Origin of the sequence: Kouleothrix sp., from assembly GCF_046328425.1 — a bacterium.
Lineage (GTDB): Bacteria > Chloroflexota > Chloroflexia > Chloroflexales > Roseiflexaceae > Kouleothrix.
The window spans coordinates 23,494-45,471 of the sequence record NZ_JAXLWP010000026.1 but is presented as its reverse complement, the minus strand read 5'-3'; the positions used below and the strand labels follow the sequence as shown (position 1 = coordinate 45,471).

At 64.2% G+C, this 21,978-nt stretch carries 18 protein-coding genes and 1 riboswitch; of the genes, 15 read left to right on the top strand and 3 right to left on the bottom strand.

Features of this window, described 5'->3' with window-relative positions:
* The first annotated feature begins 76 nt into the window (after window positions 1-76).
* Together U0177_RS21925 and U0177_RS21920 are read left to right on the top strand one after the other, a co-directional pair.
* A complete protein-coding gene (locus tag U0177_RS21925; protein ID WP_409572804.1) occupies window positions 77-415 on the top strand; it encodes a hypothetical protein in 339 nt (112 codons plus the stop codon).
* Window positions 415-1,947 carry an APC family permease gene (locus tag U0177_RS21920; RefSeq protein ID WP_409572803.1) on the top strand — a complete coding sequence of 511 codons (1,533 nt, stop codon included), beginning with the start codon at window positions 415-417 and terminating at the stop codon, window positions 1,945-1,947. The genes U0177_RS21925 and U0177_RS21920 overlap by 1 nt, the downstream gene beginning before the upstream one ends.
* Window positions 1,948-2,211: 264 nt before the next feature.
* Here U0177_RS21920 and U0177_RS21915 read toward each other — a convergent pair whose 3' ends face one another.
* From U0177_RS21915 to U0177_RS21905, 3 genes are all read right to left on the bottom strand, one after another.
* Window positions 2,212-3,126 carry an aminoglycoside phosphotransferase family protein gene (locus U0177_RS21915; protein ID WP_409572802.1) on the bottom strand — a complete coding sequence of 305 codons (915 nt, stop codon included), beginning with the start codon at window positions 3,124-3,126 and terminating at the stop codon, window positions 2,212-2,214.
* 274 nt (window positions 3,127-3,400) lie between these two features.
* Entirely contained in the window at window positions 3,401-4,078 is a 678-nt protein-coding gene (locus U0177_RS21910) for a DUF6796 family protein (protein ID WP_409572801.1), read from the bottom strand.
* Between the two features lie 39 nt (window positions 4,079-4,117).
* Window positions 4,118-5,026: a cation diffusion facilitator family transporter gene (locus U0177_RS21905; RefSeq protein ID WP_409572800.1), complete on the bottom strand. Its 909-nt coding sequence runs from the start codon at window positions 5,024-5,026 to the stop codon at window positions 4,118-4,120.
* Between the two features lie 1,405 nt (window positions 5,027-6,431).
* Between U0177_RS21905 and U0177_RS21900 the strand changes: the two genes are divergently transcribed.
* The 13 genes from U0177_RS21900 (at window position 6,432) to U0177_RS21840 (ending at window position 21,967) form a co-directional block, all read left to right on the top strand.
* Window positions 6,432-6,752: a hypothetical protein gene (locus U0177_RS21900; protein WP_409572799.1), complete on the top strand. Its 321-nt coding sequence runs from the start codon at window positions 6,432-6,434 to the stop codon at window positions 6,750-6,752.
* 671 nt (window positions 6,753-7,423) lie between these two features.
* On the top strand, window positions 7,424-7,729 hold the full coding sequence (groES, locus tag U0177_RS21895; RefSeq protein WP_409572798.1) for a co-chaperone GroES: 306 nt from the start codon (window positions 7,424-7,426) through the stop codon (window positions 7,727-7,729).
* Between the two features lie 134 nt (window positions 7,730-7,863).
* Window positions 7,864-9,522 carry a chaperonin GroEL gene (groL, locus tag U0177_RS21890; RefSeq protein WP_409572797.1) on the top strand — a complete coding sequence of 553 codons (1,659 nt, stop codon included), beginning with the start codon at window positions 7,864-7,866 and terminating at the stop codon, window positions 9,520-9,522.
* A gap of 417 nt (window positions 9,523-9,939) precedes the next feature.
* Window positions 9,940-10,119: riboswitch (SAM riboswitch) on the top strand.
* Between the two features lie 126 nt (window positions 10,120-10,245).
* Entirely contained in the window at window positions 10,246-11,577 is a 1,332-nt protein-coding gene (locus U0177_RS21885; protein ID WP_409572796.1) for a cysteine desulfurase, read from the top strand.
* Window positions 11,578-11,882: 305 nt separating this feature from the next.
* Window positions 11,883-13,016, top strand: a complete 1,134-nt coding sequence (locus U0177_RS21880; protein WP_409572795.1) for an aminotransferase class V-fold PLP-dependent enzyme — start codon at window positions 11,883-11,885, stop codon at window positions 13,014-13,016.
* Between the two features lie 83 nt (window positions 13,017-13,099).
* Window positions 13,100-14,056 (top strand): ABC transporter permease, encoded by a 957-nt coding sequence (locus U0177_RS21875; protein ID WP_409572794.1) that lies wholly within the window; start codon window positions 13,100-13,102, stop codon window positions 14,054-14,056.
* A gap of 2 nt (window positions 14,057-14,058) precedes the next feature.
* Window positions 14,059-15,000, top strand: a complete 942-nt coding sequence (locus U0177_RS21870) for an ABC transporter permease (protein WP_409572793.1) — start codon at window positions 14,059-14,061, stop codon at window positions 14,998-15,000.
* Window positions 15,001-15,090: 90 nt separating this feature from the next.
* Entirely contained in the window at window positions 15,091-16,914 is a 1,824-nt protein-coding gene (locus U0177_RS21865) for an ABC transporter substrate-binding protein (RefSeq protein ID WP_409572792.1), read from the top strand.
* Between the two features lie 163 nt (window positions 16,915-17,077).
* The gene (gene ssuE, locus U0177_RS21860) at window positions 17,078-17,644 is read left to right on the top strand and encodes an NADPH-dependent FMN reductase (protein ID WP_409572791.1); all 567 of its coding nucleotides are present in this window, start codon (window positions 17,078-17,080) and stop codon (window positions 17,642-17,644) included.
* A 41-nt stretch (window positions 17,645-17,685) separates the two neighbouring features.
* Window positions 17,686-18,177 (top strand): GNAT family N-acetyltransferase, encoded by a 492-nt coding sequence (locus tag U0177_RS21855; protein ID WP_409572790.1) that lies wholly within the window; start codon window positions 17,686-17,688, stop codon window positions 18,175-18,177.
* The gene (locus tag U0177_RS21850) at window positions 18,174-19,280 is read left to right on the top strand and encodes an LLM class flavin-dependent oxidoreductase (RefSeq protein ID WP_409572789.1); all 1,107 of its coding nucleotides are present in this window, start codon (window positions 18,174-18,176) and stop codon (window positions 19,278-19,280) included. The genes U0177_RS21855 and U0177_RS21850 overlap by 4 nt, the downstream gene beginning before the upstream one ends.
* Before the next feature lie 12 nt (window positions 19,281-19,292).
* Entirely contained in the window at window positions 19,293-20,447 is a 1,155-nt protein-coding gene (locus tag U0177_RS21845; protein ID WP_409572788.1) for an LLM class flavin-dependent oxidoreductase, read from the top strand.
* Window positions 20,448-20,620: 173 nt separating this feature from the next.
* Window positions 20,621-21,967: an NtaA/DmoA family FMN-dependent monooxygenase gene (locus U0177_RS21840; RefSeq protein WP_409572787.1), complete on the top strand. Its 1,347-nt coding sequence runs from the start codon at window positions 20,621-20,623 to the stop codon at window positions 21,965-21,967.
* Window positions 21,968-21,978 lie beyond the last annotated feature (11 nt).

The window sequence follows — 21,978 nt, the reverse complement described above, 5'->3', positions numbered from 1 at the left end:
AGAAATCCCGGGCGCGAAGCCGCGCCCACCCCCGCCAGAGTGTAGTTATCGAGCGAACTTTGCTATGAGGAAGCCTATGTCCCTCGCGGATCGTCTGTTTGGCCGGCCGCTAGCAACCCACGAAGAAGAAGGGCAGAAAGTCAGGCCTTCGCTGGCGGGCATTCCCATGCTGGGCCTCGACGCGCTCAGCTCGTCGGCCTATGGCCCCGAGGCCGCGCTTACCCTGCTGCTGCCGCTTGGCGCGCTCGGCCTGCTGTACATCCTACCGATCACGGCGGTGATCATTTGCCTGCTGCTGATCGTCTATTTCTCCTACCGCCAGACGATCGCCGCCTACCCCAGCGGCGGCGGCTCGTACACCGTGGCCAAAGAGAACCCGGGACGGCGGCAAGCCTGCTGGCCGCTGCCGCGCTGATGCTCGACTATATGCTAAACGTGGCGGTGGGCATTTCGGCCGGCGTGGGCGCGCTGGTGTCGGCGCTGCCGTTTCTGCAGCCCTACATTCTGCCGCTGTGCCTGGCGACGCTGCTGCTGATCGCGGTGATCAACCTGCGCGGCGTGCGCGAGTCCGGGCTGGCTTTTATGATCCCGACGTACCTGTTCGTCGGCTGCCTGCTGATCGTGCTGGCGCTGGGGGTTGCGAAGGCGCTGCTGAGCGGCGGGCACCCCGCGCCGGCCGACGCGCTGCCGGCGCAGCCGGCGCCGGCCACCACGCTGAGCCTGTGGCTGCTGCTGCACGCATTCGCCAGCGGCTGCACGGCGATGACCGGCGTGGAAGCGGTGAGCAACGGCGTTGGCGCGTTTCGCAGCCCGGCGCAGCTCAACGCGCGGCGCACACTCACGGCAATTGTCGCCATCCTGGTGGTGCTGCTGGCCGGCATCGCCTTTTTGTCGCGCGCCTACGGCATCGGCGCGACGCCGCCGGGCGTGGCGGGGTACGAGAGCGTGCTCTCGCAGCTGGTGCGCGCGGTGGTTGGCCGCGGCGTTTTTTACTACGTGACGCTCGGCGCAGTGCTGGCCGTGCTGTCGCTCTCGGCGAACACCAGCTTCGCCGGGTTTCCCAGGCTGTGCCACGTCGTCTCGCGCGATAACTTCCTGCCGCATGGCTTCGGCACGCCCGGCCGGCGGCTAGTCTACTCGCTTGGCATCTACGTGCTCACCGCGTTCGCCGCCATCCTGCTGATCATCTTCGGCGGCATCACCGACCGGCTGATCCCGCTGTTCGCGGTAGGCGCCTTCCTGGCCTTCACGCTCTCACAGGCCGGCATGGTCGCGCACTGGTGGCGCGCAAATGGCCCGCACACCTGGCGCAATATCGCGATCAACGGCGTGGGCGCGGCGGCGACGGCGATCACGCTGGCGGTGGTGCTGGTGGCAAAATTCGCCGAGGGCGCGTGGATCACGCTGCTGCTGATTCCGGCGATGCTGCTGGTGTTTTACGCCGTGTACCGGCACTACAGCGGCGTCGCGCGCGAGCTTGCCTTTCACCAGCCGCTCGACCTACGCGGCCTGCGCCACCCGGTGGTGATCATGCCGATCAAAGGGTGGGACCGGGTAGCGCACAAATCGCTACGCTTCGCGCTCAAGCTTTCCGACGAAGTCTACGCCGTGCAGGTTCGCACAAGCGAGAAGATGGACGACCTCGCGGCGCTGTGGCCGGAGATGGTGGAACAGCCGGTGCGCGAGCTTGGCCTGCCGGCGCCGCAGCTCGCCGTGATCGAGTCGCCCTACCGGCGGCTGGTCGGGCCGCTGCTGAGCTATATCAACGCGATCAAGGACGAGCACCCCAATCGGCAGATCGCGGTGATCATCCCCGACCTGATCGAGCGCCACTGGTACCACTACCTGCTGCACAATCAGGAGGGCGAGATCCTCAAAGCGCTGCTGCTGCTGCACGGCGACGAGCGCATTGTGATCGTCGGCGTGCCGTGGTACCTGCATAGCTGATGTTGTGTGCAATAGAGATAGGACTTAGGCAGTATGCGTGCTCAGCCTTCGGCAGAGCAGTACTATCCTTATTTATTGTATGCGGTTTTCCGCGCTTCGCGCGGAAAAACCGCATACAGAAGATGGAGAAGTACCATGCTGCCGCAGGCACAAGCGCCCGATTGAGCGAGCCGAACAAGGCAAGTGCGTAACTCCTAAGAGAATTTCGCTTTGCCTATCCCAATCTCCCAAGCATATGCGGCGCCGGCTCGCCTTGCTTGCCCGCTACACCACGCGCTCGCCCGGCTCCGCCACGCGCTGCAAGGTGCGCGCACCAATGGCAGCGTTGCGCGGATTATCGACCAGGCCGCTGTCGAGCAGCATCACGCCGAACAGAACCGCCCAGCCTGCCGCGCGCCTGAGCGTTGCCGCCGACAGGTCGCCGTAGGCCGCGAGGGCATCGCTGCGCGCCTGCGGCTCGGCAAACAGCATCCAGATCGCGGCGAGGTCGGTCGCGGCATCGCCCGCTGTGATGTCACCCCAATCGATAATGCCGCTGATACGCCCGCGCTCGACGAGCACATTGCGCGGGTGCAGATCGGCGTGGAGCCAGGTTGGCGGCAGGTCGAGCGGAGCTTCCAGCGCGGCCTGCCAGATCTTCCCGATCTGCGGCGTGATCAGGCCAGAGATACTCGCAAGGCGCTGCATGCGCGCTTCGGCGGCCGCTGCGCGCTGATGCAGCGGCACGCCGCGAAACGGATTCGGCGGAGCATCGGCGGGAGCGGGGGCATGCAGCGAGCGCAGGAACGCCGCGAAGGGCGCGGCCTGCGCGGCATCAGGCGCGTGCTGATCGGCGGGGAGGCCCGCGAGCCACGATACGACGCTCCAGTGCCAGGGGTAGGCCGGCGCAGGCACGCCAACGCGCACGGGCGTGGGGATCGGCAGCGCCAGGCGATCGGCGAGCTGTGGCAGCCAGCGCTGCTCGTTGAGGATCAGCGGCGCAGCGATCGCGCGGCGCGGCAGGCGCACGGCGAGGTCATCGCCAAGGCGAAACAGCGCATTATCCCAGCCCGCGTCGACCTCGCGCAGCGGCAGATCTGCCAGATCAGGATGCTGCTCGGCGAGCAGCTCAGCAACCAGCGCGGCGTCGATCGCCCACTCGGCAGCCGGCGTCCCGGCGGATGCACTTGTTGGATCCATACTCATCTAGGCGCAATACCCCTCAAATACGGTGAGCATAGGACGTTTGCCACAAAGACTCAAAGTCTTGAAGGCACCCTGCAGCCCTGCCATGCGAGAATTGGTGTGATTCATCCAATGGAGGGCCGGCATCCTGCCGCCCACACTCTGCAATGCAAGAATTGCCTTGATTGGCCACAATGTAGGGGCGGCCTGCTGCCGCCCGTGCTCTGCAATACGAGCGTGGCAATGTAGGGCCGGCATCCTGCCGCCCGTGCTCTGCCATACATAGAGCTCATCCTGCTGGCGCGAGCGAACCATCACGGCGCGCGAGCAATGTACCGAGAGCAAAAAACAGCAAGTTCGCAAGGTTAATCCCCGCAGGCAGAAGAACCAGACGGAGCGGCGGAATAAGCGCGCCTATCATGCCAAAGGCAATAAAGAGCAGCAGCGGATTGAACACAGCCGCAATGCGCGGGTAGGCTGTCTTTTTCCACCCAACCACAAACACATACCAGAGAGAGAACAGCAGCAGGCCAACAAACAGCACGACGACGAGGATGGTGCGGTATGAGACAAGTTCTGCTATCAGGCTGCTGAACGCCTGCTGTGCGTCACCTGCGGCGCGAGCGCGCGCCTGAACCACCAGCCCCAGCAAGGCAGCATGTGCATGAAACACCGCGCCAAGGGCGGTGACAAACGAGGCGACCACAAAAAACGAAATTGCGAAGCGCTTACCAGCTGGTGCCAGCCCCAGCGTGATCTGCCAAAATCCAGCAATCTGCATGAGAATGGCAATCACCCCCAGGTAAAATCCAACGGCAATGCGCTCTGGTGAAACGTCCAGAAAATAGCTATACTCAAGTGACCCAAGATGTGCAGGATCTGGCGTATATTGGAGCGCCAGATCTGCCCCGGCCGCCGCCAATGCTGCAAGGCTGCCGATCGTTCCCCAGATGCGTGAAGAGATCATACCAACCATCCTTTGTACACCCTGCGCCTGCTCCCACGATCAGACAACGTGGTGCGGCGCCAGGCCACACGGGTGTTCGGGGTCGCCGCGCTCCACCTGCACCGTCGCGTGCTCAATGCCAAACTGATCGTGCAGCTCGGCGCATATGCGGCTGAGCAGGCCATCCTCGCAGGGCGCATCCGGCATAACCAGGTGTGCCGTCAGGGCCGCTTCCGTGGTACTGAGGCCCCAGACATGCAGATCGTGCACGTCGGCAACGCCCGGCAGCGAGCGCAGATAGCGCTCGACGGCCGGCATCTCGATCCCTTCGGGCACCGCATCAAGCGCGAGATTGAGGCTATCGCGCAGCAGCCCCCAGGTGCCGGCCAGCACCACGCCCATTACCGCCAGGCTCACCAGCGGATCAAGCCAGTACGCGCCGGTCAGAAGCATAACCACGCCGGCGACTACCACACCGAATGATACTCCCGCATCCGAGGCCATATGCAAGAAAGCCCCCCTGATATTGAGGTCGCTCTCGCGGCCGGCCATAAACAGCAGCGCGGTGAACCCATTGACGACAATGCCGGCCGCGGCCACCCAGATCACCGTAAGCTCGCCGACCGGCTCGGGGTTTGATAAGCGGCGAATAGCCTCCCACGCAACCGCGCCAACCGTGATCAGCAGCACCACCGCGTTGATCAGCGAGGCAAGAATTGACGAGCGGCGGAAGCCATAGGTGCGCCGCTGCGACGGAAGGCGCCGCGAGAGCAGCATTGCCCCCCACGCCAGCAGCAGGCTCAGCACATCGCCGAGGTTATGGCCCGCGTCGGCCACCAGCGAGAGCGAGCGCGTGGCCTTGCCGTAGAAAAACTCGGCGATCACAAACCCCAGATTGAGCGCAACCCCAATAGCAAAGGCGCGGCCATAATTCGCCGGCGCGTGGGAATGCGTGTGATGATCTGCCAACCCAAATTCCTTTCGGTAGCTTCAAAGGGAAAGGATTACACTCCTCGCAGATCAGGGTTAGGCGGCACAAGCTACTGCCCGAGACGCTGATGCAGCATACCATGGATGCCGGCCGATGAACAGCGCTGCGCAAAGCGCCGAGGATTGGTTTGATTCATCGCGGTGACAATGGAGGCGCGGCATATCACCGCCTGCGCCCTACAATCCGAGCATGGCAATGTAGGGGCGGCATGCTGCCGCCCGCACGCCCAAAATACACGCAAATCCATGAGATGCAGAGGCGGCATGCTGCCGCCCGCACGCTGAAAATACACACAAATCCACGAATGTAGGGGCGCCATATCGCCGCCCGCGCGCTGAAAATACACACAAATCCACGAATGTAGAGGCGCCATATCGCCGCCCGCACGACGGAGTAGAATTCTGAGTACTATCGTTTAGCTCACAAGCGTGTTATACTGAGCGCAACTCAAGATGCGCCTCCCTGCTGTGGGCAGCAGGCCCCTCCCTTGCGCCTCTTCAACACGGAAGAACAGTAATGCCAGGAAGATACCCACTCGTTATCTTCGCGCCCAATGGCGGTGCGACGTTCAGCGTTCGTCTCGACGAATCCCAGATATTGGGGCCACTCCGTACACCCATGCCTGCCACACAAGCCGACGGTCGGCTTGCCCCACCCTGGCGCTGGGGTGGGCACCAAGTTGACCGGCACACACAGCTGGTGCACTTCACATTCGTGAATCGCCTGACCAATGAAACCTGGCAGGCCGATGTGCCGTTCGGCCATCCGGCTGAGTGAAGAGCAGTGTTGCCGTGACGTGAGCACACATCTAAGTCATCGGGCGGGCATGTTCAGCAGCAGGGCAAGTCTATCGATTTAGGGCTTACTTAGTTGCGCTGTTCGGCTTCCCAAAGCCGTGCATGGTGCCTGCGGCAGCACGGTACTTTTTGATCATCGTGTGTCCAATTTCCGCGCTGCGCGCGGAAATTGGACACGCCCAACAGGAAAATCCGCAATCTTCACCCCCTCCTTGCTCGGCACCACGGCCTCTCGCATCCGGACTCACCTTCGCTATCGCGCTACAGTCACATAGAATGTTCGCGCACGGCTTGGCCGCCTCGCGTGCCCAGAGGCGCTACTCCACGCCTCGCAGCTTGGTGTGCCTTGTTACGCCAGATCGATCACCTCGTGAACTTTGGCGTCGATCGACGCGCGTTGAAGTGTCTGCGCGCAGGCACTGCCGCGGCAGGTCAGACCCTTCACAAATCTGTATATACACAATTTCAATAGTATATCTTGGAAAAGCCACAAATATTAAACTGTGCTATAATATGTATATACAGGAACTGAAGCGTTTATGTCACGATAGCTCCAAATTGGAGCTATACAGAGAGGAAGCCAACCATGGCCCAGGCACACACACGCATCGATAGCCCACCAGCAGGGGATGCGCTATCCGCTGTTCAACAAAATACACCGGAGCAACCCGGCAGTTCGCATGTGCTCCCGCCCGTAGAGCGCGAGCTTGTGGTCGGGGATCGGATCATCATTCGGCAGGGGCGGCGGTCGTTTCCCGAGCTATTGAACAGGACAGGGACGATCGTCGAGATTTTCCGCGTGCCGCGCGATAGCTGCCTCGTGCGGCTGGACGGCGACACTGATCGCCAGCGGGAATGGTTCTGCTATCACGATGAAGTCGTGCAGTACACGGCAGCGCAGGTTTAGTGCGCGTGGGGCGATTTCTTCGCATACAGCAGCACTATCCAGCGGCGCAAGAGCAGAAAAAGGCGAAACAGGGGCGCTGCCAGCAGCGCGCCCTCATCAGCTAGCGGGTAGTTGAATCACCCTCCGAAGGCAGAGGTCGCCATCCATTGCGTAGCGCCGAGCGCACGATTAAGTCAATTACGACCTGAGACCCGCGTTGCTCGCGCTTCTCCTCAAGAAAGGTCAGCGCGGACTCGACCTCAGCGACCCGGCTGGCAGGCACCGAAATCAGTAAATGCCCGCTCTTCCCATTATCAGATCGACGCGTTATCTTCATAGTACTGCACCTTTTGTTCTTTTAGTATATACACACTCATTATAAGGATTGTCGCTATAAAATCAATTTGGCATAACAGTGTAATTTATTATGTGGAAATGTGTTAGAATGTGTATATACACGATGAGTTCTTTGCGTATTGGCACACCCTCGGCCCGGAACAGCCAGCACGGCCAGCCTGTGCATCCACAGCCCTTGCCATCGGTATAACTCCCACTCATAGAGCGATCATCCACTGATTGCACAGATGACGCAGATGATGCTCGTACCTCCGCCAACGATTGGCGCGGATTGTTCAACCTGTATCTGATCGGTTCTACAAGGATCGCTCAGAAGAAGTGAAAGGCCAACGACTATGGCAGAAGAGTTTCGCATTCGGCCGCTGGCAGACCGCGTGGTGATCAAGCCAGCGGAGCGCGAGGAGAAGACCAAGAGCGGCATCTTGCTGCCCGACACCGCCAGCAAAGAGCGGCCGATGGAAGGCACTATCCTGGCCGTCGGCGAGGGCCGGCTGGACGATAATGGCAAGCGCGTGCCGATGAACGTCAAGGCTGGCGACAAAGTTCTGTTCGCCAAGTACAGCGGCACCGAGTACAAAGTCGACGACGTCGAGTACCTGATCCTATCCGAGAAAGATATTCTGGGCATCATTTCCGAATAGTCAGAAGTAAGAATACAGCATTCAGAAGATCATTGAAATCATCGCAAGCATTGCGTTTCGGTGATAGCACCTTCTTCTAGCCACTGACCACTGACTACTGACTGCGTTATTCACAGAGAGGACTCCCCAGCCCTATGGCGAAGCAACTCAAATTCAACGAGGAGGCCCGGCGCTCGCTCAAGCGCGGCGTCGACATTGTTGCCGACGCGGTCAAGACCACGCTCGGCCCGCGCGGCCGCAACGTCGCGATCGACAAGAAGTTCGGCGCCCCGACCGTCACCCACGACGGCGTCACCGTCGCCAAGGAGATCGAGCTCAAGGATCCGTTTGAGAACATGGGCGCGCGCTTGCTGGTCGAGGTGGCCACCAAGACCAACGATGTGGCCGGCGATGGCACCACCACCGCCACCGTGCTGGCCCAGGCGATCGTCACCGAGGGCCTCAAGGTTGTCGCCGCCGGTGCCAACCCGATGCTGATCAAGCGCGGGCTGGACAAGGGCGCCGAGGCGCTGGTGGCCGAGCTGAAGAGCCTGGCCAAGCCGGTGCGCGACCGCGCCGACATCGCGCACGTCGCGACGATCTCGGCCGCCGACAGCGAGATCGGCGACCTGATCGCCGAGGTGATGGAGAAGGTCGGCAAAGACGGCGTGATCACGGTCGAGGAGAGCAAGGGCATCGCCTTCGAGAAGGAATACACCGAGGGCATGCAGATCGACCGTGGCTATATCTCGGCCTACTTCGTGACGGACACTGCCAAAATGGAAGCAGATCTGGAGGAGCCGTACATCCTGATCACCGACAAGAAGATCGCCAGCATCAATGAGATTCTGCCGGTGCTCGAGAAGGTGCTGCAGGTCACCAAGAACTTCGTAATCGTCGCCGAGGATATCGACGGCGAGGCGCTGGCGACGCTGGTGGTGAACAAGCTGCGCGGCACGATCAACGTCCTGGCGATCAAAGCGCCGGGCTTCGGCGACCGCCGCAAGGCCATGCTGCAGGACATCGCCATCCTGACCGGCGGCACGGTGATCTCCGAGGAGATCGGCCGCAAGCTCGACAGCGCTACCACCGAAGACCTCGGCCGCGCGCGCCGCGTGGTGTCCGACAAAGACAACACCACCTTCATCGAAGGCCACGGCGATCAGGAGGCAATACAGGCACGCGTTTCGCAGATCCGCGCGCAGATCGAAACGACGACGTCGGACTTCGACCGCGAGAAGCTGCAGGAGCGGCTGGCCAAGCTGGCCGGCGGCGTGGCGGTGCTGAAGGTCGGCGGCGCCACCGAGCCCGAGCTGAAGGAGAAGAAGCACCGCGTCGAGGACGCGCTCTCGACCGCGCGGGCGGCCGTCGAGGAAGGCATTGTGCCGGGCGGCGGCGTGGCGCTGATCAACGCGCTAGGCGCGCTCGACAGCGTGAAAGTCGACAACGACGACGAGCGCTTCGGCGTGCAGATCCTGCGCCGCGCGCTCGAGGAGCCGATGCGGCAGCTGGCCAAGAACGCGGGCGAGGATGGGGCGGTGATCATCAACACCGTGCGCCGCCACCAGAAGGAGAAGGGCGACACGAGCTACGGCTACAACGTGCTGACCGGCGAGCTTGGCAGCATGCTGGAGCAGGGCGTGGTCGACCCAGTGAAGGTGACGCGGAGTGCAGTGCAGAACGCTGTCTCGATCGCCGGGCTGCTGCTCACCACCGAGGCGCTGATCACAGACATCCCTGAGGCTAACGCTGGTGGTGGTGGAATGCCTGGCGGCATGGATGGCATGGGCGGCATGGGTGGCATGGACTTCTAGGATCACAAGCTCATAGCTGGGTGCCAGCTCATGGTGCGCAGGCGGCATCGAATACCGATGCTGCCTGCGCTTGTTTTTTCCCGATCACAATGTAGGGGCGGCATACTGCCGCCCGCACGCTGCAATTCGAGCATAATACCAAATCCGGCTGATCGCTCGGATTATAGTGGGGGTTCGGGGCGGCTTCGCCGCCCCCGAAATTTCTTTTCTGTGCGCGCCCGGCTTGCCGGCGCCGCACAAGAAAACACAAGTAATCAAACGGAATTGGTATAACAATGTAGGAGCGGCGCGTGTTCCGCCCCAGATTGAGCCCACAACGCGCATCTGCGCCTATGATCGGGCAGGCTATGGCTGGGGTGAAAGTTGACAATTTCAGGCAAGTAATGTATCATTGCCGGCATAATTGAATAGCGCATACTCTTATCCAGAGAGGTGGAGGGACCGGCCCGATGAAGCCTCGGCAACCCTGGAAAGAACGTGGCGTTCCGAGCTGAAGAGGCGTGGTGGCGAAGTGTTTCGCCCCGCGTGCCTCTCGCCCCGAACGGCCGCTCGATCATTAGGGTGCCAACTCCGGCAGCGCAAACTGGAAGATGAGAGGCGAACGCTGATGTACGCCTTTTCCATGTGTCGTGGAAAAGGCGTTTTGTTGGTCCGCATCAGCGGGCGCCCGTCGTCCAGCACGATGGGCGTTTTTTATTTCCGCTCTGATGAAAGGACGATCACGTGATTACCGACACCACTGGCGCCTGTACACGCACACCCCTCAATGTCGCGCGCATCCGGCAGGATTTTCCAACGCTGCAGCAGCAGATCCACGGCCATCCGGTTGTGTTTCTCGATAGCGCGGCATCGTCGCAGAAGCCAGTGGCGGTGCTCGAGGCCATGGAGCAGGCGTACCGCTCGACATACGCGAATGTCCATCGCGGCGCCTACAGCTTCAGCATGCGCATCACCGAGCTTTACGAGCAAGCGCGCGCCAGCATTGCCGATTTCATCGGCGCGCCCTCTGCTAGCCAGATCGTCTTTACACGCAATGCAACCGAGGCGCTTAATCTGCTGGCGTACTCGTACGGCCGCACCTTTCTGCGGCCGGGCGACGAGATCGTGCTGACTGACCTGGAGCACCACGCCAACTACCTGCCCTGGCTGGAGCTGGCACGCGAGCGCGGCCTGAATATAAAGCGCATCCCGCTGACTGCCGAAGGCACGCTTGATCTGTCGTGCCTCGACGCGCTGCTGACCCCGCGCGTGCGGCTGGTGAGTTTTGCGCATGTCTCGAATGTGCTCGGCACGATCACCGACCCGCGCCCGATCATTGAGCGGGCGCACGCGCTTGGCGCGCTGGTCGCGCTGGACGCGTGCCAGTCGGCGCCGCACATGCCGCTGGACGTTGGCGCGCTCGATGCCGATTTTGCGGTGTTCTCGGGGCACAAGATGCTCGGCCCGACCGGCATCGGCGTGCTCTACGGCCGCGCCGAGCTACTGGCCGCGATGCCGCCGTTCTTGACGGGCGGCGATGTCGCGCGTGATGTCGATTTTGACAGGGTTGTATGGGAAGACGCGCCGCTGAAGTTCGAAGCCGGCACGCCGGCATTTGTCGAGGCGATCGGCCTGGGCGCGGCAGTCACGTACCTCGGCAAGCTTGGCCTGGCCGCAGTACACGCGCACGAGCGCGCACTGACCGAGTATGCCCTGCGTCGCCTCAGCGCCCTCCCCGGCCTGCGCATCTATGGCCCGCGCGATGCAAAGCTGCGCGGCGGCGTCGTGACGTTCACCGTCGATGGCGTTGCGCCACACGATATCGCCACCGCCCTCGATCAGCGCGGTATTGCCATCCGCTCGGGCCGCCACTGCGCGCACCCGCTGCACCGGCTGCTCGGGCTGGACTCGAGCGCGCGCGCCAGCTTCACGATCTACAACGACTTCGCCGATGTCGACGCGCTCGTCGATGGGCTCGCGGCAATACAGCGCCATCCGGTGCAAACTGCGCCCGCCAGGGCTGCCGACTGCCGTACGCCTCAGGTGGTGCAGGCGCGCGGCTTCGCGCTGGCCTAGCTTTCTCTGGTGCCGGCGCCATACCGGCTTAGAGTGGGAGAAAGTCTATTAGACTTTATTGAAAATAACAATGGTGGGGGTTTAGGGGGCCTGCGGCCCCCAAGAATCCTCTGTTGGTGGGGCAAAGCCCCCCTGGCTCCCTTATTTCCGATAAAGTCTATTGAACACAAGAATACAAATTTTACTTGACAATTATGATCAAGTATATTAAGATCCTTAGTATCGTCGCAGGTAAGCTTGATAGTGGCCTGAAAGGGTAGGGGATCGCGATACCCTAAGGAGTATCGCAATCCATGGAGGCGCCGATGGAACTCGCCGCATACCGTGATACCTTTCCGATTACGCAGCGCTACGCTTTTCTCGACCACGCCACCGGCGCACCGCTCGGCAACCATGTCACTCGCGCTATCCAGGCGCATATCGAGCGCGCGCTGGCTGCGCCACCCAGCCAAGTGCGCGACGCGCTGGCCGAAACAGCCGAGCGGATCAAGCAGCGTGCGGCGGCACTGATCCACGCCGCGCGCGCCGACGAGATCGCGATCGTACCGAATGCCGTCATTGGCCTGAATACCGCCGCGAACAGCCTGCCGCTCCAGCCGGGCACGACGGTGCTGGTGCTCGACGGCGAAGATCCGGCGCACGTGTACCCGTGGATGAACCTGGCCGCACGGGGCATTCTGGTGAAGCGCATTGCGCAGAGCGATGGCGGCTTGGATCTTGAGCAGCTCGACCGGTGGATCGACTCGCGCACCCGTGTGCTGGCGCTGAGCAGCGCGCTCCCCGCCACCGGGTTCAGGCACGACCTGGCCGCGCTCGGAGCCGCCGCGCGACAGCGCGGGCTGTTCTTCGTGGTCGACGCGAGCCAGACGCTCGGCGCATTTCCGGTGGATGTGCAAGCCTACCAGATCGACTTCCTGGTGGCCGATGCCGGGCGCTGGCTGCTCGGCATCCCTGGCGCCGCTCTGCTGTACTGCCGCCACGACCTGCTCGACCGGCTTCAGCCGGGCGCGTATGTCGGCGCCACCAGCACGCTGCCGCCGATCAATGTCCGCGACTACGGCTTCACGCTCCACACCAGCTCGGAGCGCTTCACTATCGGCGAATCGGGCGATCTCGCGATCGCCGGGCTCGCGGCGGCGCTCGAGATGATATTGGAGATTGGCGAGGCGCCGATCGCCGAGCGCATCCTTGATCTGACCGACATACTGATTGGCGACCTGCGCGAGCGCGGCCACACGCTGCGCACGCACGCCGCCCCGCGCCACCGCAGCGGCATTATCGTTCTCGAACACCCCACGCCGCAGGCGGCCTACGATCGCCTCCTGGCCGCCGGCATTGTCGCCACACGCAGGCCAAGCGGGCTATGCTTCGCACCTCATTTCTACAATAGCGAGGAAGATGTGCTGCGCGTCGGCTCGGCGCTCAGCAAACGCCGCTAATACGCCTGCTGCGCTTGTGCATGCGCAGCAGCATTTTTTGCCGATTTTATTGTTGACTTTTTCGATCTATTTAGTTTAGTATTATGACATATTACCTCCTGAAGCGCCTCGTGGCGATCATTCCAACACTGCTAGCGATGACGCTGATCACCTTTCTGGTGATGCACGCCATCCCCGGCAGCCCGTTCGACCCGGCGATTTTCGGCGGCAACGACCTGCCGCCCGAGGTACTCGCGAACATTGAAGCGAAGTACGGGCTCGACCGCCCGCTTCCCGAGCAGTACCTGCGCTTTATCGGCGGGATGCTGGTGGGCGACTTCGGCACATCGTACGCTTTCAAATCGCGCTCGGTGAGCGAGCTGCTGCGCGACACCTTCCCGGTATCGCTGCAGCTTGGCACCATGGCCTTCACGCTGGCGCTCGGGCTGGGCATACCGCTCGGCATTCTCGCCGGCGCGCGGCGAGGCAGCCTGCTCGACCGGGCGGTGACCCTGCTGACAACCAGCGGCATCGCGCTACCGAGCTTTGTCGTGAGCGTGCTGCTGATCCTGGTGTTCTCGCTGGTGCTGCGGCTGCTGCCGGCCACCAGCGTGCGCTGGGAACAGCCCCAGACATGGATCCTGCCGACCCTGGCGCTGGCCTTAGGCCCGCTGGCAATCTTCGCACGCTATACGCGTGCCGGCATCCTAGACGAGCTGAGCGGCGACTATGTACGCACCGCGCGGGCCAAAGGGCTGCACGAGCGGGTGGTGCTCTACCGGCACGTGCTCAAATCGGCACTTCTGCCGGTCGTCACGGTTGCCGGGCCGATCTTCGCCGCGATCGCCACCGGCTCGTTCCTGGTCGAGACGATCTTTGCCGTCCCAGGCATGGGCCGCTTCTTCGTCAGCAGCATCTTCGCCAAGGACTACCCCGTGATTATGACGCTGGTGGTGCTGTATGGCGCGGCGCTGGTGCTTTCCAACCTGGTGGTCGATCTGCTGTATGGGGCGCTCGACCCGCGCACGCGCGCGGCGGCGCGGCTGCTCCACAGGAGCTGAACATGAGCCTTGAGCAGGAGTTTACGATTGCCGCGGCGGCTCAAGCGCCGGCGCATCCGAACAACGCCGCGGCGCCACCGGCCCAGGCGCTGCCCCAGCGGCACCGCACGCTGTGGGGCGATGTCTGGCGGCGGCTACGGCGCGACCCGGCGGCGCTATCCAGCGTAATCTTTCTGGTGCTCCTGGTGCTGCTGGTTGTGCTCGCGCCGTTTGTGGCGCCGCGAGGCTACGCCGCCCAAGATTACACCAGCCTGCGCGCGCTCCCGAATACGCGCTACTGGCTTGGCACCGACAACGCCGGGCGCGACCTGTGGGCGCGGCTGGTGTACGGCGGGCGCATCTCGCTGTTTGTCGGCGTGAGCGTCCAGCTCGTGGCGCTCGCCGTCGGCGTGCCGCTCGGCCTGATCGCCGGGTTCTACGGCGGGCGCGCCGACGCCGTGATCATGCGGGTAGTCGACGTGCTGTATGCCTTCCCAAACCTGTTGTTCGCGATCTTGCTGATGAGCTGGCTCGGGCCTGGGCTGACGAATATTCTCGTGGCGCTGAGCATCACCGGCTGGCTGACGCTCTGCCGGGTGGTGCGCGCCCAGGCGCTGAGCCTGCGCACGCGCGACTTCATCGAGGCCGCCCGCGCAGTTGGCGTGCCGCCCTGGCGCATTCTGCTGGCGCACGTGCTGCCCAACACCCTCTCGGTGATCATCACGACGGTGACATTTGGCATACCCCAGGCCATCCTGGCCGAGGCGTCGCTTAGCTTCATCGGGATCGGCATCAGCCCGCCCATGCCAAGCTGGGGCCAGATGGTCAGCGACAACATTCTGTATATCCGCTCGTCCTGGCACCTGGCCGTGTTCCCGGCGGTAGCGCTGGGGCTGACGATGCTCGCGTTCACTTCCTTTGGCGATGGGCTGCGCGACGCGCTGAACCCACGCGCCCACGAGTAGGCTTCGCGCCGCAGCGGCGGTCCAGTGCCGCCCCGCCGCCCGGCGTTCGCCGATAGATTCCGCAACCTGATTGCAGAGGAGGCACTGGCTATGACCCGTACGAACAAGCGATGGCTAGAGGACGATGAGCAGCGCGCGCTGTTCGCCGAACGGATTGGGGCCGCCGCGCAGGCCAGCGGCATGAGCCGCCGGCAGTTTCTGGCGGCGCTAGGCCTGGGTGGCGCCAGCGCGCTCTTGGCGGCCTGCGGCGTCGGCACTTCAGCGCCGGCCGACTCGACCGCCGCGCCCGCAGCGGCTGCACCGACCGCCGCGCCCGCAGCGGCCGGCGCCACTGGCAACCCGCTGCCCGACGAGCAGCAGGTGTTCCGCTTCGCCTACAACGCCGACCCGGCCAGCCACGACTTCAACAAGGATCTGTACAACGGCGGCGAGCCGACCCTGTTCGCCGGCCTGACGGTGCTCTCGCCCGACTACGAGGCGCAGCCCTATGCCGCCGAGAGCTGGAGCGTCTCGCCCGACGGCACCGTCTACACCTTCAAGATCAATCAGAAGGGCAAGTGGACCAACGGCGACCCGGTGACCGCCGAAGACTTCGTGTACAGCTTCACGCGCCAGCTCGACCCCAAAACCGCAGCCAGCTACGCCGCGATCCTGTATGACATCAAAGGCGCGCAAGAGTGGAACGCCGGCAAGGGTGGCAGTGCCGACAAGCTCGGCGTCAAGGCGGTCGACAAGTACACGCTGGAGATCACGCTGAACGGCCCGCGCGAGTACTTCCCGCTGTTGGTCGGCTACGCCTCGGCGCTGCCGGCGCACCGCGCCAGCGTCGAGAAGTACGGCGACAAGTGGACCGAGCCCGAGAATATCGTCAGCAACGGGCCGTTCAAGCTGGTGAAGTGGGAGCACAACAAGGCGCTGGAGTTCGAGCGCAACGAGGACTTCGCGATCGCGCCCAAGCCGAAGCTCAAGCGGGCGATCGCCTCGATCATCCCGTACAACGCTGGCCTGCTGCCCTACGAGAGCGGCGAGCTCGACTACCGTGAGCCGCAAGGCATCCCCGCCAGCGAGATACCGCGCCTGCAGGCCGACCCCGACCTGAGCAAGCAGCTGGTGCTTGTACCCACGCCGGCAACCGCGTTTTTGTCGCCCGAGGTCAACAAACCGCCGTTCGACCAGCTGGGCGTGCGCCAGGCGCTGCAGCACGCGATCGATCGCGAAACGCTGCTGAAGGTGATCTATGGCCTGGGCACCCCAGCCTATAGCCTGATTTCCCAAGGCCAGCCCTACGCGCTCGACCCGGAAAAGTACCCCGATCTGGTCGACGCCTACAAGTTCGACCCCGACCTGGCCAAGAGCAAGCTCAAGGGCACGCCCTACGAAGGCGGCAAGAACTGGCCGGATGTGACCCTGACGCTGCGCCCGGTTGGCCCGACCGGCAAGCTGGTGGGCGAGGTGCTGCAGCAGCAGCTGGCGCAGAACCTGGGCCTCAACGTCACCATCGACAGCCCAGAGGACAGCAAGGTATTCATCAGCAACCTGTTCGGCGGCAAGTACCAGTTTGTGTTCTACATCTGGTACACCGACTACCCCGACCCGAGCAACCACTACACCGCGATCTGGTATGGCTCGGCGGCGCGGCGGCGCTTTGCCTGGAAGAGCGACGCCTTCGACAAGCTGGTGGACTCGGCGGCCGGCGAGCAGGATCGGGCCAAGCGCGCCGACCTGTACCTGCAGGCCGAGAAAGCCTTGCTGAACGATGCGGCATACATCCCGCTGTACTACCCGCTGTTCACCAACGTCTTCAAGCCGTACGTGCAGGGCATCCCGCATAACAAATCCGGCGCGCCGGTGACGGATGGAAGTGTGTACCGTGGCCAGAAGCTGAGCATATACCTCACCGACACAAAGGGCTAGCGCAGCTTTTCGCGCATACGACATATGCGGCTGCTTCGGTCTGTGCGCTTTTCCGTGTCACGCGGAAAAGCGCACGCCATACGAAAGAAGCGCTCTGCCCAGGCAGGAGCAAGCGTTCGTGTAGTCAACGCTTGCACGAGTAGCCAATTTGGAAGGATTGTACATGCTTGATGTGTTAACCATCGCGGGCAGCCCCTCGGCCAGCTCGCGCTCGGCGGCTGTGCTGGAGCACGTGCGCCAAACCTTGGAGCGCCACGGCCTGCACACGCGCGCGCTGAGCGTGCGCGACCTGCCGCCCGAAGATCTGATCTATGGGCGCGTCGACAGCCCGGCGGTGTTGGAGGCGGCCGCGCTGCTGCGCCAGGCGCGCGGTGTGATCATCGCGACCCCGGTGTACAAGGCGGCCTACAGCGGCGTGCTGAAGGCCTTCCTCGACCTGCTGCCGCAAGGCGCGCTGACGCGCAAGCTGGTGCTGCCGATCGCGACCGGCGGCTCGCCGGCGCACCTGCTGGCGATCGACTACGCGCTGCGACCAGTGCTCGCCGCGCTGGGCGGCCAGCATATCTTGCAGGGCGTGTACATCGTCGACGCGCAGCTCCAGCTGGCCGGCGACGGCTTGCACCTCGACCCCGAGCTGGACGCACGGCTCGACAGCGCGCTGCGCTATTTCGCCGACGAGCTCAATACAGGTACCACGCTCGTGCAGGCCGTTCACGAGCGGGCCGCGTAGCAGGTTTTGCCCTTTGCATTGCAGAAGGTAGCGAGGAGTATATGACAACGATCACCGACCGGATTGTCGCTACCGCCGAGGATGTGCGCAGCGCCGATGCGAAAGAGCTGATCGACGAGCTGAGCGCCGAGCTGGCCGCACTCTACGAGACGAGCGACGGCAGCGCCGGCTTCAAGCCCGAAGATGTCGAAGTGCCGCGCGCGGCTTTTATCGTCGCGCGGATCGACGGTTTTCCCGTCGGCTGTGGCGCGCTGCGGCCGCTCGACCCGATCACGGTCGAAGTCAAGCGTATGTATACGCGCCGCGCGTTTCGCCGCAAAGGCGTGGCCCAGGCGATTCTGGCCGAAATGGAACGCCTGGCGCTTGAGTTCGGCTACACCACGATCAAGCTCCAGACCGGCCCGAAGCAGCTCGACGCAGCAGCACTGTACGAGCTGGTCGGCTACCGCAGCATCCCGCGCTTCAGCGGCACCTGGGATCGCGTGCTGGCCTACCAAAAAGACCTGTTGGTCGAGCGTGGTGGGATCAGATGAAGTTTGCGCTGTTCAGCCTGGTGATGAACCTGCCCAACGCGATTACCGGCGAGACGCTCACGGCACAGCAGAAGTTCCAGAACATCCTGAAGCAGGCCGAACTGGCCGAGCGGCTCGGCTTCGAAGCTTACGGCGTGGGCGAGCGCCACGGCGCGCCGTTTCTGTCGTCGTCGCCGCCAGTCATCCTGACGGCGATTGCCGCGCGGACAAACCGCATTCGCCTGCTGACAACCGTGACGGTGCTGAGCGTGCTCGACCCGGTGCGCGTAGCGGAGGACTACGCCACGCTCGACCACCTCTCGGGCGGCCGCCTCGAGCTGATTATCGGCAAGGGCAACGACCCGCGCCACTACCCGCTGTTCGGCATCACCGAGGACGAGCAGTGGGATTCGCTGGCCGAGCGCTACGCACTGCTGCGGCGGCTGTGGGATGAGGAAGAGGTAACCTGGCAGGGGCGCTATCGCCCGCCGCTCGACCGCATCACGACGCAGCCGCGCCCGTTCCAGCAGCCCATCCCGGTCTGGCACGGCAGCGCCTCGAGTACGCGCTCGACCGAGCTGGCCGCCAGGTATGGCGAGCCGCTGTTCTCGGCCAACGCCTTCCACCATCGCTCGAAGTACCAGGCGCTGATCGAGCACTACCGCGAGCGTCTGGCGTTCTACGGCCACGACCCCAGCCGGGCGATTGTCGGCTCCGGCGCGGGCAGCCTGTACCTGGCAGGCACGCCAGAGGAGGCGGTGCGCCGATTCAGGCCCTACTACGACGCGCTCATGGCGACGGCCGCAGCGCAGCACAATAAGCCACCGTTCGCAAACCTGGAAGATAACATCGCCAACGGGCCGGTGCTGGTCGGCAGCGCCGATCAGGTGATCGAAAAAATACTGCGCTACCACGCCGCCTTCGGCCACCAGGTGCTCAGCGTGAGCGTGGACGGCCTGACCGAAGCCGAGCAGCGCGAGCAGGTCGAGCGCTTTGCCGCCGACGTGGCGCCGGTGTTGCGCCGCGAGGTGCCGAGCACGGTATGGAGCGGCGCGTCTGCGGCTCGCCAGCAGGGCGCATTCGAAACGAGCGCGCCGGGGATCGTGCCGGCGTTTTTGATATAAGGAGTCACTCGTATGAGCGAGCTCAAACGGCTCATCCTGAGCGCGTCGATCGGCGGGCTCGGGTATCACCCCGGCGCGCCGGCCAGCCAGCCGCAGCGCCTGACCGAGCTTGGCCACTACCGCCAGCTGCTGCGGGCCGCCGAGCGCGGCCGGCTTGACTTTGTGCTGCTGGAAGACGGGCGCGCGGTGACGGGCGAGTGGCCGGTCGGCCGGCTCGACGCACTGACGGTGCTGGCGCGCCTGGCCCCCGAGACCAGCAGCGTGGGCCTGGTGGCGAGCAAGCCGACGACCTACAGCGAGCCGTTCACGGTGTCGCGCGAGCTGGCCACGCTCGACTTTGTGAGCGGCGGCCGCGCGGGCTGGGATGTCACCACGCTCGCGAGCAGCGCCGAGGCGCAGAACTACGGCGAGCCGCGCGCCCTGCCGGACGCGGAGCGACGCCTGATCGCCGCAGAGTACGTCGAGGTCAGCCGCAAACTCTGGGATAGCTGGGAAGACGACGCGGTCGTGCTCGATCGCGCGGGTGGCCGGTACCTCGACCCGGCCAAGCTGCACCATATCAACCACGTCGGCGCGCACTTCAAAATCCGCGGCCCGCAGATTACCTACCGCCCGCCGCAGGGCCACGTGGTGATCGTGGCCGTCGACCGTGGCGACCCCGGCGCGCCGCTGTCGGCCGCGCTGGCCGATGTGCTCGTGCTGCGCCAGCCAACGCTTGTGGCCGCCCAGCAGGCTTACGCCGAGCACCAGCAGGCCGCTGCCACAGCCGGCCGCGATGTACGGGTGCTGCAGAGCGTGCTGCCGATCCTCGGCGCCACAGCCGAGCTAGCCCAGGCGCGCGCGGCCGAGCTTGACGCGCGCGCGCCTGCGGCGGGCGGCCCAGATTTGCTGCGCGCGATCGGCACGCCCGCGCAGGTGGCGGATCTGCTGGAAGAGTGGTTCCGCGCCGGCGCTGCCGACGGGTTCCACCTGCTGCCGGCCATGCTGCCAGGCGACCTGGAGGCGCTCGCGGACGAGCTGGTGCCCGAGCTGCGGCGGCGCGGCCTGCTGAGCGCCGAGTACGGCGGGCGCACCCTGCGCGAGCATCTGGGGCTTGCCCAGCCCGGCAGCCAGTACGCCGGTGCGCCCTCTGAGGCATTTACGGCCTATGATGCCAGCCCTGTTTGATCGCTTGCTTTTGCGATGCCCTGCCCGGCTTTGGCGGGCAGGGCATCGTAAAAATTTGGGGGCGGCGAAGCCGCCTACGAACCCCCACGCACAGCACGCGACCAGCCGGATGAGGTACCACCAAGGCTGCGCCGCCTGGCGCCTAGCGCGCCAAGCCTGCAAGGAGAATAGAAATGACTACACGCAAGCAGCTGCACATCGGCGCCTTCTTCCAGGGCGTCGGACACACGATCGCCTGGCGCCACCCCGACCATGCCAAGCACGACGATTTCGCGACCTATGTGCGCTTCGCCCAAACAGCCGAGCGCGGCCTGCTCGACTTCATCTTCTTTGGCGAGGGCCTGGTGGTGCGCGAGCACCGCGACAAGTTCTTCGGCTCGATCGTCAATGGCCGGCCCGACACACTGGCGCTCTTGCCGGCGCTCGCCGCCGTCACGCGGCACGTCGGGCTGGCGGCGACAATCTCGTCGACGTACAACCAGCCCTACGAGCTGGCGCGCCAGCTGGCCTCGATCGATCACGTCAGCGCCGGCCGCGCCGCCTGGAATGTCGTCACCAGCTTCAGCAACTCGGCGGCGAAGGACTCGGGCGGCGACCAGATCGCCTTCAACTTCAGCAAAGAGAAGCACCTCGAGCACGCCACGCGCTACGACCGCGCCCGCGAGTTTGTCGCGCTGATCAAGCAGCTGTGGGATAGCTGGGAGGATGACGCGCTTGCCGGCGGACGGGCCGACCCGGCAAAAGTTCATGCGCTCGACCACCACGGCAAGTGGTTCGACGTGAGCGGGCCGCTCGACGTGCCGCGCGCGCCACAGGGCCACCCGGTGATCGTGCAGGCCGGCCAATCCGACGACGGGCGCGACCTGGCGGCGCGCATCGCCGACGTGATCTTCAGCCCCTATCGCGACATCGCCGAGTCAAAGGCGCACTACGCCGACGTCAAGCAGCGCATGGAGCGCTATGGCCGCCCGACCGACCAGCTGCGCGTGCTGCCCGGGCTGGCTGTCGTTGTCGCGCCGACCGAGGCCGAGGCGCAGGCCAAGGCGGCCTACTACCGCGAGCTGCTGTTCACCCCGGCGCTTGGGCGCTACCTGCTCAGCGAGCCAAGCGGCTACGATTTCGCCGGCGTGGATCTCGACGGGCCATTCCCGGATATCGACACCAGCCAGCCCGAGGTGAATGGGCCGCTCCTGGAGCGCTGGAAGACGCTGGCGCGCGCCGAAAATCTGACCCTGCGAGAGCTGATCGACAAGGCCGTTCCGCGCTGGACGCTGGTCGGCTCGCCGAGCCAGGTGGCCGACCACTTCCAGCACTGGTTTGAGGAAGAGGCAAGCGACGGCTTCTTGCTGACGCCAACCGTGTTTCCAAACGATCTCGACGACTTTGTCGAGCTTGTAGTGCCGGAATTGCAGCGGCGCGGCCTGTTTCGCACGGCGTACAGCGGCACCACGCTCCGCGAGCACCTCGGCTTGGAGCGGCCGGTCAGCCCATGGGTCGGCGACGCGGCGCTGGTGCACTAGCGCGCGTTATA